Source organism: Syntrophomonas sp. UBA1041 (genome assembly GCF_002316705.1).
In the GTDB taxonomy this organism is placed as follows: domain Bacteria; phylum Bacillota; class Syntrophomonadia; order Syntrophomonadales; family Syntrophomonadaceae; genus DTU019.
This window is the reverse complement of sequence record NZ_DCEA01000108.1, coordinates 656-19505: the sequence shown is the minus strand read 5'-3', so window position 1 is coordinate 19505 and position 18850 is coordinate 656. Positions and strand designations below refer to the sequence as shown.

The window sequence follows — 18850 nt, the reverse complement described above, 5'->3', positions numbered from 1 at the left end:
CCGTTCCACATGGTGTCATAGACTATCGTGATCTGGTTTTCCTGATAAGCGTCCGCCCACTCGGCATACTTTTCGACTATCTGCAGGGGATCGTTTCTCCAAATGACGCCATGGCTGGTGGCGATCATATCAATAGGCAATCCCAGCGCGCTGATTTCCTGCAGCTTTCTTTTAAGTACCCCACTGAAGGGAGTCAAAATGTTGGCGTAATATTTCATGGCTTCTTTAAACAAATCGCACTGATCCACCAGATCGTTATACAGCTTGTCGGTTGCATAATGCTGACCGAAGGCGTCATTGCTGAACAGTATGTTGTCGCCGGTCAGGTAAGCCGCCATGCTATCGGGCCAATGAAGCATGGGCATCTCCACAAAGACCAATTGTTTGCCGTTGCCGGTATCCAGCTTGTCTCCGGTTTTTACTACCTTGAAGTTCCAATCCTCATGGTACATGCCTTTAAGGGATTTTACCGCATTGGCGGTGCAATAGATGGGGGTATCCGGGATAAGCTTCATCAGCTCCGGAAGAGCCCCGCTATGATCTACCTCCCCGTGATTGGCAACTATATAATCGATTTTTTTCAGGTCGATTTCTTGAGCCAGATTATTAATAAACTCGGCGGCAAAGGGTTTCCAAACGGTGTCCACCAGAACGGTCTTTTCTTCAAGGATCAAATAGGAATTGTAGGTCGATCCATGGTGGGTGGTTAGTTCTTCACCATGAAACGTCTGGAGCTCCCAGTCAACTTTCCCGACCCAGTAAACATTATTCTTGATATGCTTTTTCATTCAATCCACTCCAAACAAGTTATTTGCGCTACAGCCAAAATTAATGGATTAATAAGCGGACTATGCCATGGGCTCGAATTGATCTTTGCTTACCCCGCAGACAGGACAAACCCAGTCGTCGGGAATATCTGCAAAGGCTGTTCCCGGCGAAATCCCGGAGTCAGGATCTCCCGCTTCAGGGTCATAAATATACCCGCATATGGGGCACTCGTACTTCTGCAGGCGGGGGTCTGCGATTTTAGCTTCCTTCTTCTCAGCAACCGGGCGGGACGGTTCCGGAGGCTTGGCCTCCCCTCTTTTGAGCAGATGGTAGTAGGCATAAGTCAGGGGCTCTTCTTCGCTGAATACGGCCGCGTTGATCACTTTGCCGATAAACACCGTGTGGGTGTGGACATCAATACTGTCAACAACTTCTGCCTCCAGATAGCCGATGCTGTTTTCAACTAAATAAGGCGCGCCGGTTTCTCCCAATTGGAATGGAACCGAAGCATATTTTTCGATTTCTCTGCCGGACTTGAAGCCGAAATGACCGATCAGATCCAAAGGTACTGATTGGGGCAGGATTGAGACCGTAAACACCCCGCTGTTTTTAATGAATTGATTGGTTAGGTTGTTTTTATTGACACCTATCCCAACCAGGGCAGGGTCGGAAGTAATCTGAAAAACCGTATTAGCCATTTGGCCATTCAGCTTACCTTCCATGGTTGAGCTGATAACATACAGTCCATAACTGATTTTTCTGAAAATATTTGCATCCATAAGACTACACCCTTTCTGATAAGTATTTTTTTGCGCTCTGCGAAATAATTGTTTCTTGTTGGGTATGATCGGTAACAGCGGCTTATTGTCAGTATTATAACCGATTATCACCCTCAAAAGCTGAATGGGATTTCAGGAAGTTCATAAAGCCGCCTTCTTTTACAATGTCCGGATGTCAGTATAATTTATGGATTACTCGCAGACGGTATTCACTAGAGCTAAGCGCAATCCATGAACCAGCCATCCCGCAGCTGCTGATTCAAACCGGGCAAGAGCGCAAACGCATGCCAGACAGCAGGGGATGAAGGTGTTTTGCCAGGGGAAATGTGGACTGGATCTGCAATGACTGGAACACGCCGTTTAACCGTCCCTCCTTGGTCCGAGTATTGACGCAGTATTGATACTATGTTATATTACCTACAGTTAAAGGGGAGTAGCTTACAAGCCATAAGGCCAACAATCGGTGTAAAATCGCCTGGTCTTATACTCCTGAAGGGAAAGCAAGACCTTTAATATAACTCGGATTCTGCCGAGCTATATTAAGGGTCTTTTTGTTTACTGTGAAGTCGAATAGGAGTGGTTAAAGGATATGTTGGTGGAATTTGCCGATGTGGTATTGCATCTCGACAGTCACCTAGCTGAAATTGTGGCAACGTACGGAAGGTGGACTCACTGTTCCCTGCACTCATGGGATTCTTAAATTACTTTAAGCAGCGCAGATCAAAGAGCTGCCCTAAGAAGAATGCGAAATCAGGATATTCCACGGAGCGTCAGCTGGTTATAGGAGTATCCTGGATTGCATCTACAAACAGGAGTATGCGCATATACAAGAACAGCAGTATTATTATGGGCGACATAGCCGCTAATGACTGCCGCGGTTTGCTATGATGCCCCATTACATGAAATGAGGTTGAATCATGTCCTTGGATGAAATCATCATTACGTTGGCTTCCATAGTTATCATTGACATCGTTCTTGGAGGAGATAATGCGATTCTCATTGCCCTGGCCAGCAAAAACCTTCCTTCCGGACTGAGGAAAAAGGCGATGTGGTGGGGTGTGGCCGGGGCAGTTGCAGTACGTGGCCTATTTGCTACGGTAGCCCTTTATATCTTGAAGATTCCGCTGCTTCAATTCGTTGGAGGGTTATTACTGGTTTGGATCGCTATGAAACTGTTGGTGGAGAAGAAAGAAGTTGAATGTGATGCCGGTCAAAGCTTGGCAGAGGCGGTAAAAATAATCATCATAGCCGACGTCTTGATGGGATTTGACAACGTGATCGCCATAGCAGGCGCATCTCATGGGAGCCCGGTTATGGTCATTGGGGGTTTGCTCATCAGTGTACCCATTATAATATGGGGCAGCACTTATCTTCTGAAGTGGATGGATAAATATCCCTGGATTATATATATTGGCGGCGGGGTTCTTGCCTGGACCGCAGGGAAAATGATCGTAAGCGATAAGGTCTTTGCGGCTGCAGCAGCTCATAATATCCCATACTTTGAGACGCTGATCCCGATGCTGATTCTATTTGTGGTATTACTATGGGGGTATTATATGAACCGCTCCGGAAGGGTGGTATGCAAAACTGAATAGCCCCCAAAGCACAGGTACTGCAGATATCAGGGCGACAAATGGAGACTATGGAACCCTTATGCAATAACGGGCATAGGATGAATCAGATCCCAGTGCAGATTGATTAAAGGGGGTGATTCCATGTGTTGCCCGAGAAGTAGGATACGCAGAAGAAGGTGCAACTCTAATTGCGAACTCATTAGAAAGAGAAGAAGGCGGCATAGATGCCGTCCGGTCAAAAGAGGATGCTGTAGAAGACGGCATTGGTGTTAATCCCTGTAAATTTGAAAAGTGCCCTGTGCCAATTACCGGTGCTGAAGGGGCACTTTTCGGAATATAGGTTCCTCTCTCTGATCTCTTCTCAAACATACCCGCATCAAGGTAAACAATCTACGCATTGTGCGTCCATTTGAGCCATGGCCGCTCCTTTGATATTCCATTCAAAGGTGGAGAGTGTATTACCCTGAGTACACGGCGATCTCCCCAAATCCTATTCATTGGAACGCATCGATAACCAATCTCTTCCAGCGGCATATGATATAGTAACTATGCCGGAAGAAGGGAACTGTCTTGAATTACCGGGCTTGTTTTGCCGCTTACCTGCGGCGTCGGGGGCGCAGAGAATCTACAGTGAGAAGTTATGGCCTGGCCCTGGCGAAGTTCTGTAAATATTGCGGCGGTCAGGGGAGAAGGAGCAGCGTCTTAAGACAAATGGTTCCCCAGCAGATGGAGGCTTACAAGCTATATCTCCTGGAGCACAGAGGTTTGCGGCCATCCACCGTGAACCGGCGCTTGTCGGCATTATCAGCCTTTGCCCGGTTTCTTGTAAACAAGGGAATGCTGGCCGGCAACCCCCTCGACCTGGTCTCCCGGGTAGGAGGAAAAGCAGTTACATCGGAGCACCTGAGCATATCCTATGAGGGCGTTCAGCAGCTGCGCGCGGCAGTACATGAAGATGTGCTGAATCTCCGCGACCGGGTGGTGGTTGAACTGCTTTATGCAGGCTTGACGGTGCGGGAGCTTTGTGATCTAAAATATGATGACAGCTGGAGTGCGGACAAAAATGCCATAATCGCAGGTGAGCGCACGGTCGCCCTGCATGCCGGGGCTTGCCTGGCCCTGGAGCATTATATGATTTTAAGGCCAATTCTGCGGGGCGACTATTTTCTGGTCGGTTTGGGGCCGCAATGGTCGTTGAGGCCGGGCAGCGTCTATGGGATCGTGGGCAGATTGGCCCGATTGGCCGGGGTGAGCATCGGGATAAAAGACTTGCGTCTGGCCCGTTATGCGGCCGAAGCCTTTGGATTCCAACCGGCCTATATTCCCGCTGCTCTGGCAGCGTAACCAGGGTTTCATAAAAATAGCGATTATCCCGCGCGCTTGCGCCGGGGTTGAGCCGAACCTGCCTTAACGGCAGGCTTTTTGGTTTTTCAGGCCTTATTTAACCAATCTGTTCTCGATTTGATTCTGTTTAGTTTGGCTGTTTTTCGCCCCTCGATTACGGGGATATGTCATCTCTTAGAGAGGTTGGCGATTTTATTGATACGGTTTGGCAGCTGGTTTTCAAGATTTTAAATATTTAATATATCGGCCCCTTGTCATTCAAGTATAGTAAAAGGGGAATTACTGATCAGAGAGGTGATATAGCTTGTTCTCCGATATTATTGAGACCCTCTATGCCAACCGGAATGCGGAAAAGGCCTTCTACATGGCCAAATACATGAAGGACCAGTTCCCGTTTCTGGGCATCCCCAAACCGGAACGGGTGAAGCTCGCGTGTCCGTTTATCAAAGCGGCCCAGAAAGCACAGGCTGTCGATTGGGAAATGATTCAGAAGCTGTGGGAGCTGCCGGAGCGTGAATTTCAGTATGTGGCCCTGGACTATCTTCAGGCTGTGAAGAATCACCTGCAGGCCGAAGATATAGAAAAGCTGGAGATCCTGATCACCGCCAAATCGTGGTGGGACACCGTGGATCTGCTGGCCAGCAATGTCACCGGCCCTTTGTGTGCCCGGAACAAGGAACTGATAGAGAGCCATATCTTAAAATGGGCGGCAAGTGAAAAAATCTGGCTGGCCCGAACTGCCATCCTGTTTCAACTGAAATATAAGGCCGAAACCGACCCGGAACTACTCGAATGGATTATTCTTAAAAACAGCCACAGCAATGAATTCTTTGTCAACAAGGCTATCGGCTGGGTGCTGCGGGAGTACTCCAAAACCAACCGGGACTGGGTACGGGATTTTGTAAACCGGCATGACTTATCAAAACTCAGCCGGCGCGAAGCCAGCAAATATTTGTAACAAACCAATCTCAACCCCGGTTCAACCTCGGCGCCCTGTTCCAACCGGATCGCCCCTGCTGCAATCCCCTTAAAAACTGCCATGCTCGGCCCAAGGCCTCAACGGCTGCCCTGTTACCGGGCCGTCTGGCCTTTACTTGAACGGTACTGGCTGGGACTGAGCCCTACCCGGCTCTTGAACAGCCTGCTGAAGGAATTGGTTTCGGCATAGCCCACTCTTTTGGCGATGGAGGCCACGGTGTCATTGGTAGTCAGCAGGAGCATCTTGGATTTCTCCAGGCGCAGCTCGATCAAGTAGTCGATGTAATTGACCCCGGTCTTGTCTTTGAACAGACGGCTGAAATAAAAGATGCTCAAATGGATGTGTTGGGCAACGTCCTCCAGGCTGATATTCTTATGCAGGTTTTTTTGTATGAATTCATGGGCGCGCGAAATCAGCTCGTGCCCGGCGTCATTGGCATATTGGTCCAAGAGACGAATGGAATTGTACACCATTTCAGTCAGCTGAGCCTTGATATCAGCCTGGCTTTGAGCGGTGTTCATGCCTCTGATGAGATTATTACGGAACAGCACCAAAACATCCGGTGAATGATGCCGGTCAGTAATGAAATGGATGATGGTTATGGCCAGTTCCTGGGAGCGGCTGCGCAGAATCTCGATGTCACCCTGCGCATATGCCAGCAGCTGCTGCCAGATATTATCCATCATTTGAGAAGCAGCGTCCTGGTCACGCAGCAATATTTTTTCGGTGAGTTCTTTAATGCAGTCACGGTTGCGCAGGCCGGCTATAGACGGTAATGATTTCAAAAGCTTGTCGAATATCCTCAGGATTTCCTGGGGACGCGCGGGCTTGAGCAGATAGTAGCTGGCCCCGGTTTTCATGGCGTTTAATATATAGTCGGAATCGTCGTAAGCGGAAATCATAGTAATTTCTATCTCAGGGTCGAGTTGTTTGAGCTTTTCAGTCAGCTCGACACCGTCCATGCCCGGCATTTGCACATCGATAAACGCGATTTGCGGCCTTATGGCTTTGGCGATCTCCAAGGCCGCATTCCCCGAACGCGCATAATAGACCTCTTTTACCATGGGCCGCTCTTTTTCCAGCAACAATCTTATTACCTTGCCTTCTAATATGTCGTCATCTGCAACCAATACGTTAAGCACTTGTTTCCCATCCTTTATCATAGGGTATATACAGAGTAATCGTGGTTCCCTGACCGGGCCTGCTCTGCAGTTCCCATTCGAATCTGTCGTCATGCTGATAGCGCAGCCGCTTGATCACACTGCTTATGCCGATGCCGGTGATATTATTGTCACCGGAGAATTTGGTCTGCAGCTGCAGGATTTTATCCAGGGTGCAGGTGGGCATTCCCAGGCCGTTGTCCTCGACCTGCAAACGAACCCGTCCGGCCTGGCGGACCGCCGATATCGTTACCGCCCCGCCTTCCTCTCTGGGTTCCAACCCGTGTATCAAGGCATTTTCCAATAAGGGCTGAATCGAAAAGATCGGTATCTCCAGATTCAAGCATTCGGGCTCAATCTGAATATTCACCTCGATGGTATCATGCAAACGGGTCTGCTTTATCAACAAATAGTCGTGAATATATTTGATCTCTTCTTCCAGGGTCACTACGCGGTCGATTTTTTTATAGCTCACCCGCAAAAGTTCGGCCATGGCATAGACCATCTCCTGTGTTTTAGGGGCATCCTCAAGAATGGCCTGCCGGCTGATGGTGTTTAAGGTGTTGAATACGAAATGGGGGTTGATCTGGGCGTGGATGGCCTGCAATTCGGCTGTGGTCAAGGCGCTTTCCAGAGCCTGCTTGGCCTTCATTTCCCGCACCAGTTCCAGATTCTGCTCATTGATCTTGTTCTGGAATATGCTGACCATGCCTTTCTCAGCAATGAAGTTGGCGATAGTGAAGATTAACCGGCCGGCGGCTTCGAATTTATCCCGGGGTACGGAGGGCACTTCTTGGTGGAGCTGATCGAGCTCCGGGTAATCTTTGAGATTAATGGCGGGCTTGGTAATCCGCTCCAGGGAATCATCTTCCACATGGACTTGTCCGGTCATAACCGCACCCAGGTACTGTCCTTCCACAATAATAGGTGAGGATAAATCAATCAATCCCATATGGCAGCGATACATGTAGGGCTGTCCGGTACGAACTGCTTCAATGCCGGCGTAAGCGTCTGATTTTTCACACCCGGCGCAACCGATGGGATGGGCTCTGAGTTTTTGACAAAAAGGATGGAAGTTGCCGTAGCTGGTGATGGGTTTGCCCTGATAATCCACAATTATTGCCGCCAGTCCGGTAGCATTGCAAAAACAGTCGATAATCTCCTGAAGAATCTTAACATCCACAACATCGCCCAGGTGAAAAATGTGTTTTGAGCTGTTTTTTGCCATTCTATTTTTCGCCCCCAGTTGCTTTTTTCCATTATATAATTGTTGCCCTTACAACTATTGTCATCCGACTCCCTTTGGCAAATTTGGATAGCAATACGGCATGGATTGCATCACCCTTAGAATAGCTTTAACCAGTTTTTGATTCAATGGCAAATTATGATACTGACAGCGCAAAACATAAAAGCCCTGCTCCTCAAATCCTTTCTTGCTGACCTGCAAGATGTAAATTTCAAAGCAATAGGTGCTCTATCAAAGGCAAATGCTACCCCAGGCTATTTCCCCGGCAAGTAGAAATCCTAGTGTATCAGCGCGAGAGCTTGAAAAACTGAGTTTCTATTCTGGGGAGGAAGGGCGCTATGGCCGAAGAGAAACCGCGCGTAATTCAAGAATACGTTCCCGGCAAACAGGTCACTCTGTGTCACATTATTGCCCACCCCGAAAGCAAATTGTCTGCCAAGCTCGGCTTTGAAGGGGATAAAGCCATAGGCGTGATGACCATCACCCCCAGTGAAGCAGCCATCATTGCGGCGGACCGCACCATCAAAGCCGCCCCGGTTGATATCGTATTCGTGGACAGGTTCACCGGATCGCTGGTTGTTACCGGCCCGGTGAGCGCTTTGGAAATGGCCTTGAATGAAGCCAACAATTTCCTGGCCGCCATACTCGGTTTTCAAAAAGCGCCCCTTACCAGGTCTTGATATGCGCACCATGTTTGTTGGCCCCAGCGGGGCCGGAAAGACCACTTTGATCAATGCTTTGCTCTTGGAGCATAAAGAGGCCAATAAGACCCAAACGGTTGATTTCAGAGGAGAATATGTGGATACGCCAGGGGAATACGCGGAGATACCTCGATTCTATCAGAACTGTTTCATCAGCACCCAGCAGGCCGATCTGGTGGTTGTGGTGCTGGCAGCGGATGTAGACCGGGAGCAGATCCCGCAGGGATGGACTCTGGCACTACTCAAACCGGTGGTGGGGGTGGTGAGCAAAATCGACAGACCCCAGGCCGATATAGCCAGAACCATCAGATTTCTGGCCCATGCCGGGGTACAGCCGCCCTACTACCCGGTTTCAGCCCGGACGGGCGAGGGGGTGAAGGAGCTTAAGGACGTAATTAAACAGCGGTGTTTTGATATATCCAAGGAGGTGGTCTGATAGGGGAGAAGAGCCTGGCCATATTTATAGAGCCATTAGTTTTTAAGTTAAGTCCCGAATTTGAAAGGAGCTGAGTAGCATGTCACAGGAAGCCCTCGGATTAGTGGAAACTCGCGGATTGGTTGGAGCTATCGAAGCGGCCGACGCCATGGCCAAAGCTGCCAATGTCAGCCTGGTAGGCTATGAGAAAATCGGATCCGGTTTAGTAACCGTAATGGTGCGCGGCGATGTAGGCGCTGTCAAAGCCGCCACTGACGCCGGCGCTGCCGCCGCCCAAAAAGTAGGAGAAGTGGTATCGGTTCACGTTATTCCTCGCCCCCATACCGACACTGAGAAGATCCTCCCCAAGACTCCATTATAATGTAAGAATTCAGCTCACATCTAAACGGAGGTGAACACTGTGCAGGAAGAACAACTGATTCAAAAGGTTATGGACGAAGTCCAGAAAAAAATGGCCGCCGAAGCAGTAGGCGCCGCTGCGGTTCCGAACATCCAAGAATGCGCCGCTGCAGGCATGACCGAGTTTGTAGGCACTGCTTTCGGTGATTCGATAGGTTTGGTCATAGCCAACGTGGATGATGCCATCCGCGAAAGGCTAGAGATCGATCCCAAATACCGCTCCATCGGTATTATAAGCTCCCGAGCGGGAGCCGGGCCGCAGATCATGGCTTGTGACGAAGCGGTTAAAGCCAGCAACACCGAATTGCTGATTTTCGAACTGCCCAGAGACGCGCATTTAATGGGTGCTCACGGTTCGTTGGCGGTTTTCGGCGCTGAGGAAGTATCCGACGCCCGCCGCGCCGTGGAAATCACCCTGGGGGCTATGAGCTGGACCTTCGGCGATATCTGGGCCAATGAAGTGGGCTTCTGCGAACTGCAGTATACCGCCCGGGCCAGTTATGCCCTGAACAAATTCTTCAAAGCCCCCCTGGGCAAGGCCTGGGGACTGGTGGTGGGCTGCCCGGCCGGAATCGGTCTGATGATGTCCGATGTGGCCGTCAAAGCCGCCAATGTCGAGATCGTGATGCATGCCTCTCCGGCTTTCAATACCAGCCATACCAATGAGTTCATGATCATGATAACCGGGGATTCCGGTGCGGTTAAACAAGCGGTAATGGCCGGCAGAGAATGCGCCCAGAAACTGCTTTCCACAATGGGCAGCGCGCCGCAGAGTATGCAAACTTCGTATATCCGGTAACGCATAAACGAAAGGAAGTGATTTGGGTGGCCTACGAAGACAAGACCTTTAAGACCAAACGATTTCAGGTTCTGGCAGAAAAGCCGGTAAACCGGCATTCATATTTAAAAGACTGGCCAGAAAAAGGTCTCACCGCTTTCCAGGGTGTTAAGGATCCCAAGCCAAGCATCAAAATAGAGAACGGGGTCGTCGTGGAAATGGACGGCGTCGCTCGGGCTGATTTCGATATGATTGACCAGTTTATCGCTGATTATTATATAGACAAATCCGTGGCCGAGGAAGTCATGGCTATGGATTCACTGAAGATCGCCCGGATGATTGTGGACATCTGCGTACCCCGTGAGGAAATAGTGCGGCTGGCCAAAGGGCTTACCCCCTCCAAATTTGTGGATGTGGTAACCAGGCTGGACGAGACCGAGATCATGATGGGTATTCACAAGATGCGCGCCCGCAAAATCCCAGCGATTCAATGCCATACCACCAGCGCCACTGACAATCCGGTGCAGCTGGCTGCTGATGCCGCTGAAAACCGGCTGCGCGGCTTCTCTGAAGCTGAAACCACGGTGGGGGTCGCACCCATAGCGCCGTTTAACGCCATTTCTATTCTGATCGGCGGGCAGACACCCCATGTCGGTCTGCTCACACAATGCGCCATCGAAGAAGCACTGGAATTAGAACTGGGTATGCGGGGTATGACCACCTATGCCGAGACCGTTTCCGTATACGGCACCGAGCGTGTTTTCGCTGACGGCGACGACACTCCATGGTCCAAAGCATTTCTGGCCGCCGGGTATGCTTCCCGCGGCATTAAACTGCGTTTCACCTCCGGCTCCGGCTCAGAGGTACAGATGGGATATGCCGATGGCCGCTCCATGCTCTACCTGGAAACCAAATGCATCATGATCACTAAGGGCGCCGGGGTGCAGGGCTTGCAGAACGGCTCCATCAGCTGCTGCGGTATCGCCATGTCTGTTCCCAGCGGGGTTCGCTCGGTGCATGCGGAGAATCTCATCACCGCCATGTGCGACCTGGAGAATGCCTCGGGCTGTGACCAGATCTTCTCGCCTTCCGACCTGCGCCGTGCGGCGCGGACCTTCCCGCTGGTTATAGCCGGAACCGACTTTATCTTCTCAGGGTACGGCGGTGTTCCCAATTATGACAACATGTTTGCCGGCGCCAACTTCGACGCCGAAGACTTTGACGACTACCTGGTGATACAGCGTGACCTGACTGTGAACGGTGGTCTGGTACCGGTGACCGAAGAGCAGACCATTGCGGTGAGAAACCGGGCCGCCCGGGCCATACAGGCGGTATTTAAAGAATTCGGCTTCCCGGAAATCACTGATGAGGAAGTGGAAGCCGCCACTTACTCTCACGGCAGCAAGGATATGCCCCCGCGCAGTATCCGCGAAGACATCAATGCCGCTCAGGACATGATGAAAAAGGGCATAACCGGTTTAGACCTTATTAAAGCCCTGATAAAACATGGCTTTGAAGATATTGCCGCCAACCTTTTTCAGATGATGAAGCATAAGGTCACCGGAGACCTTCTGCAGACTTCAGCCATTGTCACCGCCGAGAATCAAGTATTGTCCGCCATCGGCGATATGCTCAATGACTATCGGGGTCCTGGAACTGGTTATCGCTTGGAAGAAGACACCGAGACCTGGGAGAAGATTCAGCGTATTCCTCAGGAAATCGATCCTGAGACTTACGAATCTTAATTTGGAAAGAGGTGGAGACCAGTGCAGATCAATGAACAATTAATTGCGGGCATTGTAGCCCAGGTAATGCAGGAATTGGCCAATGCGCCGGCCGCTTCGACTGCGGCTGTAGACTACAGCAAAGACATGACCCTGGCGGATAAAGGACCGGCTCAGAGAGGCACCAATCCCAAAGAAGTGGTAATCGGCATTGCACCTGCGTTTGGTAAAACCATGAACTATACCATTAAAAAGCTTCCCCATTCCCAGGTGCTGCGCGAGATCATTGCCGGAATTGAGGAAGAAGGCTGTGTCGCCAGAGTGGTAAGAGTTGTCAGAACCAGCGACGTTGGCTTTGTCGGGAACTATGCCGCCAAATTGGCCGGCTCGGGAATAGGCATCGGCTTGCAGTCCAAAGGAACTACGGTTATTGAGCATAAGGATATGACCCCGTTGACGAATCTGGAGTTATTCCCCCTGGCTCCCCTGGTGACCCTGCCTCTGTATCGCGCCATCGGACGCAATGCGGCCCGGTATGCCAAGGGTGACAATCCAGATCCGGTGCCGGTTATCCTGGATCAGACAGTTCTGCCGATTTATCAGCCTACCGCGGTGTTGCTGCACAATCGGGAAACCAGCGAGGTGGTTTTCAACGCCGAACACCGTGATGTAGAATTTAAATTCTCTAATTAAGAAAAGCGGAGGTGACTAGCATGGATCCCAAAGCTATTGAATCACTGGTTCGTGAGGTATTGCGCAATGTGAACCAGGCCAGTGCTGCCGGCAGCGGTTCGGCCTTAACTGCGCAAGACTATCCTTTGCAGGAGAAAAGACCTGCGTTGATAAAAAGCCGTACCGGCAAAGGCCTGGATGAATTGACCCTGGAAGGTGTCAAAAAAGGGGAGATCACTTTTGAAGACCTTCGCATCCACCCCGACACCCTGGAATACCAGGCTGAGATCGCCGAAGCGGCGGGGCGGCCTTCTCTGGCCCAGAATTTCCGGCGCGCCAAGGAGTTGACCGCAGTGCCTGATGAGGAAATCCTGTCCATTTACAACTCGCTGCGTCCCTTCAGATCTTCGAAACAAGAACTGCTGGGTTATGCGGATCGTCTGGAAAAGACCTACAATGCAACAACTTGTGCCCAGCTGATCCGGGAAGCAGCCGAGGTATACGAAAAACGCGACATGCTGGCTTAAATCAGGGATTCGGGGCAGGGTTTAAGGCCCTGCCCCGGCAAACCCTTATGAGGGGTGAAATAATGGCTTTAATTGCAGGCGTAGACATTGGCAATTCCACTACCGAGGTGGCCATTGCCCGTATTGACAACTCCCAGTTGGAATTCATCGCCAGTGGGATTGACAGAACCACCGGCGTAAAGGGGACTAAACAAAATATCCGCGGCATTATCAATGCTTTGACCGATGCCTTAAGGTTTACCTCGTATGATATTGACGATATCGACCTGATATTGCTCAATGAAGCCACTCCGGTAATCGCCGACATTGCTATGGAAACGATCACTGAAACCATCATCACCGAGTCGACTATTATCGGGCATAATCCATCCACTCCCGGGGGTATCGGTTTTGGCGTAGGTAAGACCATTTATCTAAAGGATCTGGCCGCTTACAACGGGCCGGACGCGGTGATTCCCCTGGTTGATAACGGCTACGATTTTGCGGAAGTAGCGGCAGCCATTAATCAAGCCATAGACCAGGGCAAGCCGGTTGCCGGGGCCATTATACAAAACGATGACGGGGTCTTAATAAGCAATCGCCTCAAATATATCATTCCTATTGTGGATGAAGTGAGGTTTATCGAAAAGGTGCCGGTCAATATGCAGGCGGCCGTAGAAGTGGCCGAAAGTGGCAAGACCGTTGAAACCCTTTCCAATCCCTTTGGCATTGCCACGGTGTTTAATCTCGATTCTGAAGAAACCAAGATGGTAGTTCCTATTGCCCGTGCCTTGATCGGCAACCGCTCCGCAGTAGTGATAAAACCCCCGGCAGGGGATGTGCGGGCCCGCCGTATTCCGGCCGGCAAATTGCAGATTTTTGGACAGAGGCATAATGCTTCCATTGATATAGAAGCGGGTTCCGACGAGATCATGACTTCGGTCGAAAAAGTGCGCCCTATACTCGATGTGCGCGGCGAAGCCGGGACCAATGTAGGCGGAATGACCGAAAGGGTGCGCGCGGTGATGAGCAAGCTCACCGGTCAGCCCCTGGAAGAGATGACCATTCAAGACATCCTGGCGGTTGATATGTTCGTACCCCGGGAGGTGCAAGGCGGGGTGGCCGGAGAAACCGCCCTGGAAAACGCGGTGGGGCTTGCCGCCATGGTCAAGACCAACCGCCTGCCCATGCAGCAGGTCGCGGAGGAACTGCAAAAAGAGATCGGTGTCCGGGTGGAAATAGAGGGCGTAGAAGCCAATATGGCTATTATAGGCGCATTAAGTACCCCCGGAACTGCCATACCGCTGGCCATTGTGGATATGGGCGGCGGGTCCACCGACGCCGCCATCATCAGCGTCAGCGGCGAAACTTACTCAACCCACCTGGCTGGCGCCGGAGATATGACCACCATGTTAATCAAGTCTGAACTCGACCTGGACAATATGGACATCGCCGAAGATGTCAAACGCCACCCGCTGGCCCGGGTAGAGAGTATGTTCCACATTCGCATGGAAGACGGTTCGGTCAGATTCTACAACGACCCCCTCCCGGCTCATGTATATTCGCGGGTGGTGGTCTTAAAAGGTGAAACCCTGGAACCGATCATAAGTCACCATTCCATGGAAAGGATCAGAACGGTGAGAAGGGAAGCCAAGCGCCGTGTATTTGTACGCAACGTGCTGCGCGCTCTGCGCCAGGTGGCTCCGGACGGCAACATCCGCCTGCTGGACTTTGTGGTCATGGTGGGCGGATCGGCCTTGGATTTTGAAATCCCGGAAATGGTGACCGAAGCCCTGGCTGAATACAAGATCGTGGCCGGACGGGCCAATATCAGAGGGTCTATGGGACCCAGGAACGCTGTGGCTACAGGCCTGGTCCTGTCATATTTCGGCCATAACAATCGGGGGAAGGCGTAATTATGAGAGATTTAACGGCTAAAGAAACCTTGAGCATAGTGGTTTGTCATGAAGACGGCGAGTCGGCCCGGCAGCTGGCCGAGTATGCCAGCCGGGGCATAGAGGAAGAGCATATGCCGGTCTTGCTGTTGCCGGTTGCCACGGGCAACAGCATAGAACTGGCCCGCTTGGCCTGTGAAACCTCTCTCCTGGCGGTAGGGGTCGGCATTGACCAACAGGGCAGCATTTCCCTGACCCACTTCCAAATGCCGGCGGATAAACCGGTATTGCATGCGCCCAGTGGGAGTGATACCCGGAAAGCCCGGCTGATGGGAGGCAATGCCGCCCGCTTGTATAAGCGGATTCCGTTTATTTTTGAATAGACTCTTAGCCTTAGATTATCTGCACTGACTGTTACATTCCATGGAATCATGGTTGGAGGGAAAAACCGTGACACAAGCAATAGACGAAGCAACCCTGGTAAGGTTAATCGCAAAGGCCGTGTCGGCCGTACAGCAGGAAGAGCGGCTCTTGATTCCGGTGGGTATTTCCAATCGTCATGTGCACCTGTCCCGGCCGGACATAGAAGCCCTTTTCGGCTCCGGCTATCAAATGCGGGTGTTCAAGGCATTGGGTCAACCCGGGCAGTGTGCTTATGAAGAGATTGTCACTCTGGTCGGCCCTAAAGGCGCCATACCGGGAGTCAGGGTTTTGGGGCCCCCCCGGGAATCTACTCAAGTGGAGATATCCATGACTGACGGCTATACCCTGGGGATCAATCCCCCGCTTCTGGAGTCCGGGTTAAGGTCTCCCACCCCCACTTTGTCAATCGTCGGCCCCAGGGGCGCCATTACCTGTTCACAGGGGGTCATATGCGCCCTGCGGCATTTGCACATGAGCCCTCCGGAGGCGGCCGGATTAGGAATCAAGGACGGTGACACGGTCAGCATACGCTCTCATGGAGATCGGGCGCTGGTCTTTAACAACGTCAGGGTGCGGGTAAGGGAAGATTTTAAAACTGAATTTCACATCGATGTCGATGAAGCCCGTGCGGGCAACATCAAAAACGGAGAATTTGTCGAGCTATTGGAGGGATAACCGGATGAATACTGAGACGATTGTTCAAGCCATTACCAAACAGATTATGGAGAGGCTGGACCAATCCGGAAACATTGCACCGGAGCACGTCTATCACGTGCCTGGTCCATCCCAGGACGGAAAAGACGGGATATTTGAAGACCTGGAAATGGCTATTGACTGTGCCTGTGCAGCTCAACAACAGCTGCCCAAGCTGGGCTTGGAAAAGCGGGGCCGAATCATTGAGGCCATTCGGCGGGCCGGGGAGAAGAATGCCGAGCTTCTGGCTAAAATAACCACTGAAGAAACCGGCATGGGCAGGCCGGAGGACAAGGTCAACAGAATACTCCTGGCGGCTTTGAAATCCCCCGGCATGGAGGATATAAAACCGGAGGTGTTTGCCGGGGATTTCGGCCTTACCCTGGTGGAAAGACAGCCTTTTGGAGTGGCGGTGTGTATTACTCCGTCCACCAACCCCACCGAGACGACCATATGCAATGCCATTGGCATGATCGTGGCCGGAAACTCGGCTGTAATCAGCCCCCACCCCAATGCCAAAAAGGTGACCCATAAATGCGTGCAGATCATCAACGAGGCTATCGCTCAGGCCGGCGGCCCCCCCAATTTAATCGTTACCATGACCGACCCCACCCTGCAGAAGACCATGAAATTGCTCAAGCATCCCAAAATCAGCCTGGTGGTGGCCACCGGAGGACCCGGGGTGGTTAAAGCCGTTATGTCCTCAGGTAAAAAGGCCATCGGCGCCGGAGCCGGGAACCCTCCGGCGCTGGTGGATGAGACTGCCGACATAGTCAAGGCGGCCCGCGACATTGTGGTGGGAGCCAGCTTTGACAACAACCTGAACTGCATCGGCGAGAAAGAAGTGGTGGTAGTAGAGTCGGTGGCCGATCAGCTCATGGCCGAATTCGCGAAGCAGCCTACTTACATCATGAAAGAGCGCAGGGATATCGACCGCCTGACCAGCCTGCTCACCACCGCGGAAGGAGATTTCGACCGCGACTGGGTGGGCAAAGATGCCATTTGCATTCTTCAAGCCCTGGGCATCGAGGCCCCGGATGACGTCAAGCTGATCGTCTACGAAGTTGAAGCCGACCATATCACGGTGATGGAAGAGTACATGATGCCGATTCTGCCGGTGGTAAGAGTGCCCAATGTCCAGGAAGGCATCAGGCTGGCAGTGCTGATGGAAGGCGGACGCCATCACACTGCGGTGATGCACTCCAAAAACGTGGACAACATGACCGCGTTCGCCCAGGCGGTCAAAACCACGATTTTTGTTAAGAACGGATCTTCCTTAAACGGGGTCGGGTACCTGGGCGAAGGACATTTCACGGCTACCATCGCAGGTCCCACCGGGGAAGGTTTGACCTCAGCCCGAACCTTTACCCGCGCACAACGCTGTGTACTGGTCGACGGATTCAACCTGCGCGGATAATACCTCCCCCGGGTGCGGGATCCGCGATGAGTAGCGCTTCAAAAAGCGGAGCTGCTGAGAGTCAATGGGATGGGCTAGTAATAGGAATGGAGGGAAAGACGTGGCGATCCGAACAGCACTGGGATTAGTCGAAACGGTGGGGCTGACCGCAGCCGTTGAATTCGCTGACGCAGCCGTGAAAGCCGCCAATGTAAAGCTGCTTGGCTACGAATTAACCAACGGCCTGGGCTGGGTAACAGTAAAGATTGCCGGCGATGTGGCCGCAGTTCAGGCGGCCGTGAGCGCGGGTACGGCCGCAGCTTCACGGGTGGGCCGGGTGGTCAGCCAGAAGGTGATACCCAGGCCCCACCATGAATTGGAAAAGTTGATAGATACGCCTCAAACCGTGAGGGCTGAGGAACCCGCGGAGGCTCCCGCCCCAGCAATAGAAGCAGCGGATGGGGAGCAAGAATTCATTCCGGGCATCGAGCCCGGGGAGGAGAGTGCTGAGGATAAAGGCCCGGATTCGGCCCCGGACGCCGCAGAGGCTAAAGGCGAGCCGGATGGGGTTTCATCCGCACCGGCGGCAGAGGAGCCGCGTGAAGCGGAAACTGATGCGGAGCGGCCCGCTGACGCCCCGGCGGATTCCGCAGCCGATGAAAATCAGGATCAGACGCCTCTCCCCATAGAAACTGATCCGGATGCGGCGGAAAAGACTGAGCCGGCCAGGCCCGCCACCTGCAACATTTGCGGCGACCCGGCCTGCCCGCGAGTCAAAGGGGAGCCGCGTACACTGTGTATCCATCATAAAGCATAACCGGGGTGACGGAGGATGACTAAAATGCTAACCAAAGTGAACCCATTGGAAAATGCCAATCTCTTGATTAATCAACTGGCGGCCTGCATGGGAGAAAACCAGGTTGAAACCGCAGCAGGCCCCCTGTTCGTGGGAGTGGATGTGGGCACCGCCAATGTAGTCAGTGTGGTGGTTGATGCACTTGGCACCCCTATAACCGGGGAAATCACCCCGGCCCGGGTGGTGAGGGAAGGCATGGTCACCGATTATCCGGGGGCGGTTGGTATTGTGCGCCGCCATATACAAACCCTGACTCAGCGCCTGGGCCAGGAGCTGTTCAAAGGGGCTTCCGCCATCCCGCCCGGTACTGAGGGGGCCAACAGCAAAGTCACCCGTTATATCCTGGAAGCCGCCAATTTGGAGGTAGCCCGGATCATCGACGAACCTACCGCGGCCTCGCTGGTGCTGGGAATTGATGAAGGGGTGGTTGTGGATGTGGGCGGCGGAACCACCGGCATTTCGGTATTGGAAAACGGCCGGGTTGTCTATACCGCGGATGAGCCTACCGGCGGGTTTCATCT

Annotated in this window: 20 protein-coding genes; 16 read left to right on the top strand and 4 right to left on the bottom strand. The window is 52.3% G+C overall.

What is annotated here, in order from left to right:
• Both B2633_RS16365 and rd read right to left on the bottom strand, forming a co-directional pair.
• A partial coding sequence (locus tag B2633_RS16365; protein WP_483171756.1) for an oxygen-binding di-iron domain-containing protein occupies positions 1-788 on the bottom strand: 788 nt, incomplete at its 3' end.
• A 60-nt stretch (positions 789-848) separates the two neighbouring features.
• On the bottom strand, positions 849-1547 hold the full coding sequence (gene rd / locus B2633_RS16360; RefSeq protein WP_481038127.1) for a rubredoxin: 699 nt from the start codon (positions 1545-1547) through the stop codon (positions 849-851).
• A gap of 917 nt (positions 1548-2464) precedes the next feature.
• Between rd and B2633_RS16355 the strand changes: the two genes are divergently transcribed.
• The 3 genes from B2633_RS16355 to B2633_RS16345 all read left to right on the top strand — a co-directional run bounded on the left by B2633_RS16355 (position 2465) and on the right by B2633_RS16345 (position 5423).
• The gene (locus B2633_RS16355; RefSeq protein WP_483171755.1) at positions 2465-3142 is read left to right on the top strand and encodes a TerC family protein; all 678 of its coding nucleotides are present in this window, start codon (positions 2465-2467) and stop codon (positions 3140-3142) included.
• Between the two features lie 549 nt (positions 3143-3691).
• On the top strand, positions 3692-4465 hold the full coding sequence (locus B2633_RS16350) for a tyrosine-type recombinase/integrase (RefSeq protein WP_483171754.1): 774 nt from the start codon (positions 3692-3694) through the stop codon (positions 4463-4465).
• Positions 4466-4769: 304 nt separating this feature from the next.
• A complete protein-coding gene (locus tag B2633_RS16345; protein ID WP_483171753.1) occupies positions 4770-5423 on the top strand; it encodes a DNA alkylation repair protein in 654 nt (217 codons plus the stop codon).
• Positions 5424-5536: 113 nt separating this feature from the next.
• Here B2633_RS16345 and B2633_RS16340 read toward each other — a convergent pair whose 3' ends face one another.
• Positions 5537-6586, bottom strand: coding sequence for a response regulator (locus tag B2633_RS16340; protein ID WP_483171752.1), 1050 nt, complete (start codon positions 6584-6586; stop codon positions 5537-5539).
• Positions 6579-7832 (bottom strand): sensor histidine kinase, encoded by a 1254-nt coding sequence (locus tag B2633_RS16335; protein ID WP_483171751.1) that lies wholly within the window; start codon positions 7830-7832, stop codon positions 6579-6581. The genes B2633_RS16340 and B2633_RS16335 overlap by 8 nt, the downstream gene beginning before the upstream one ends.
• A gap of 356 nt (positions 7833-8188) precedes the next feature.
• Between B2633_RS16335 and B2633_RS16330 the strand changes: the two genes are divergently transcribed.
• The 13 genes from B2633_RS16330 to eutJ form a co-directional block, all read left to right on the top strand.
• A complete protein-coding gene (locus tag B2633_RS16330; protein WP_481038133.1) occupies positions 8189-8530 on the top strand; it encodes a BMC domain-containing protein in 342 nt (113 codons plus the stop codon).
• A gap of 1 nt (position 8531) precedes the next feature.
• Positions 8532-8987, top strand: a complete 456-nt coding sequence (locus B2633_RS16325; RefSeq protein ID WP_483171750.1) for a EutP/PduV family microcompartment system protein — start codon at positions 8532-8534, stop codon at positions 8985-8987.
• 79 nt (positions 8988-9066) lie between these two features.
• Positions 9067-9348 (top strand): ethanolamine utilization microcompartment protein EutM, encoded by a 282-nt coding sequence (eutM, locus tag B2633_RS16320; protein WP_481038135.1) that lies wholly within the window; start codon positions 9067-9069, stop codon positions 9346-9348.
• A gap of 39 nt (positions 9349-9387) precedes the next feature.
• Positions 9388-10185: a propanediol utilization microcompartment protein PduB gene (gene pduB / locus B2633_RS16315; protein ID WP_483171749.1), complete on the top strand. Its 798-nt coding sequence runs from the start codon at positions 9388-9390 to the stop codon at positions 10183-10185.
• Between the two features lie 26 nt (positions 10186-10211).
• On the top strand, positions 10212-11909 hold the full coding sequence (locus tag B2633_RS16310; RefSeq protein ID WP_483171748.1) for a propanediol/glycerol family dehydratase large subunit: 1698 nt from the start codon (positions 10212-10214) through the stop codon (positions 11907-11909).
• 21 nt (positions 11910-11930) lie between these two features.
• Positions 11931-12581 (top strand): propanediol/glycerol family dehydratase medium subunit, encoded by a 651-nt coding sequence (locus B2633_RS16305; RefSeq protein ID WP_483171747.1) that lies wholly within the window; start codon positions 11931-11933, stop codon positions 12579-12581.
• 20 nt (positions 12582-12601) lie between these two features.
• Positions 12602-13087 carry a diol dehydratase small subunit gene (locus B2633_RS16300; protein WP_483171746.1) on the top strand — a complete coding sequence of 162 codons (486 nt, stop codon included), beginning with the start codon at positions 12602-12604 and terminating at the stop codon, positions 13085-13087.
• Between the two features lie 62 nt (positions 13088-13149).
• Complete coding sequence (locus B2633_RS16295) at positions 13150-14982, top strand: diol dehydratase reactivase subunit alpha (protein ID WP_483171745.1); 1833 nt, start codon at positions 13150-13152, stop codon at positions 14980-14982.
• A gap of 2 nt (positions 14983-14984) precedes the next feature.
• On the top strand, positions 14985-15344 hold the full coding sequence (locus B2633_RS16290) for a glycerol dehydratase reactivase beta/small subunit family protein (protein ID WP_483171744.1): 360 nt from the start codon (positions 14985-14987) through the stop codon (positions 15342-15344).
• Between the two features lie 67 nt (positions 15345-15411).
• Positions 15412-16059: a phosphate propanoyltransferase gene (locus tag B2633_RS16285; RefSeq protein WP_483171743.1), complete on the top strand. Its 648-nt coding sequence runs from the start codon at positions 15412-15414 to the stop codon at positions 16057-16059.
• Positions 16060-16063: 4 nt separating this feature from the next.
• Positions 16064-17494 (top strand): aldehyde dehydrogenase family protein, encoded by a 1431-nt coding sequence (locus B2633_RS16280; RefSeq protein WP_483171742.1) that lies wholly within the window; start codon positions 16064-16066, stop codon positions 17492-17494.
• Positions 17495-17594: 100 nt separating this feature from the next.
• On the top strand, positions 17595-18290 hold the full coding sequence (locus B2633_RS16275; RefSeq protein ID WP_483171741.1) for a BMC domain-containing protein: 696 nt from the start codon (positions 17595-17597) through the stop codon (positions 18288-18290).
• A 24-nt stretch (positions 18291-18314) separates the two neighbouring features.
• Positions 18315-18850: ethanolamine utilization protein EutJ (eutJ, locus tag B2633_RS16270; RefSeq protein WP_483171740.1), on the top strand; the 536-nt coding region annotated here is incomplete at its 3' end.

Bases quoted from the DNA above. Each gene is read 5' to 3' on its own strand.
- rd (WP_481038127.1), bottom strand. From the start codon at position 1,547: ATGGATGCAAATATTTTCAGAAAAATCAGTTATGGACTGTATGTTATC.
- B2633_RS16355 (WP_483171755.1), top strand. From the start codon at position 2,465: ATGTCCTTGGATGAAATCATCATTACGTTGGCTTCCATAGTTATCATT.
- B2633_RS16335 (WP_483171751.1), bottom strand. From the start codon at position 7,832: ATGGCAAAAAACAGCTCAAAACACATTTTTCACCTGGGCGATGTTGTG.
- B2633_RS16330 (WP_481038133.1), top strand. From the start codon at position 8,189: ATGGCCGAAGAGAAACCGCGCGTAATTCAAGAATACGTTCCCGGCAAA.
- B2633_RS16325 (WP_483171750.1), top strand. From the start codon at position 8,532: ATGCGCACCATGTTTGTTGGCCCCAGCGGGGCCGGAAAGACCACTTTG.
- eutM (WP_481038135.1), top strand. From the start codon at position 9,067: ATGTCACAGGAAGCCCTCGGATTAGTGGAAACTCGCGGATTGGTTGGA.
- B2633_RS16300 (WP_483171746.1), top strand. From the start codon at position 12,602: ATGGATCCCAAAGCTATTGAATCACTGGTTCGTGAGGTATTGCGCAAT.
- B2633_RS16295 (WP_483171745.1), top strand. From the start codon at position 13,150: ATGGCTTTAATTGCAGGCGTAGACATTGGCAATTCCACTACCGAGGTG.
- B2633_RS16290 (WP_483171744.1), top strand. From the start codon at position 14,985: ATGAGAGATTTAACGGCTAAAGAAACCTTGAGCATAGTGGTTTGTCAT.
- B2633_RS16280 (WP_483171742.1), top strand. From the start codon at position 16,064: ATGAATACTGAGACGATTGTTCAAGCCATTACCAAACAGATTATGGAG.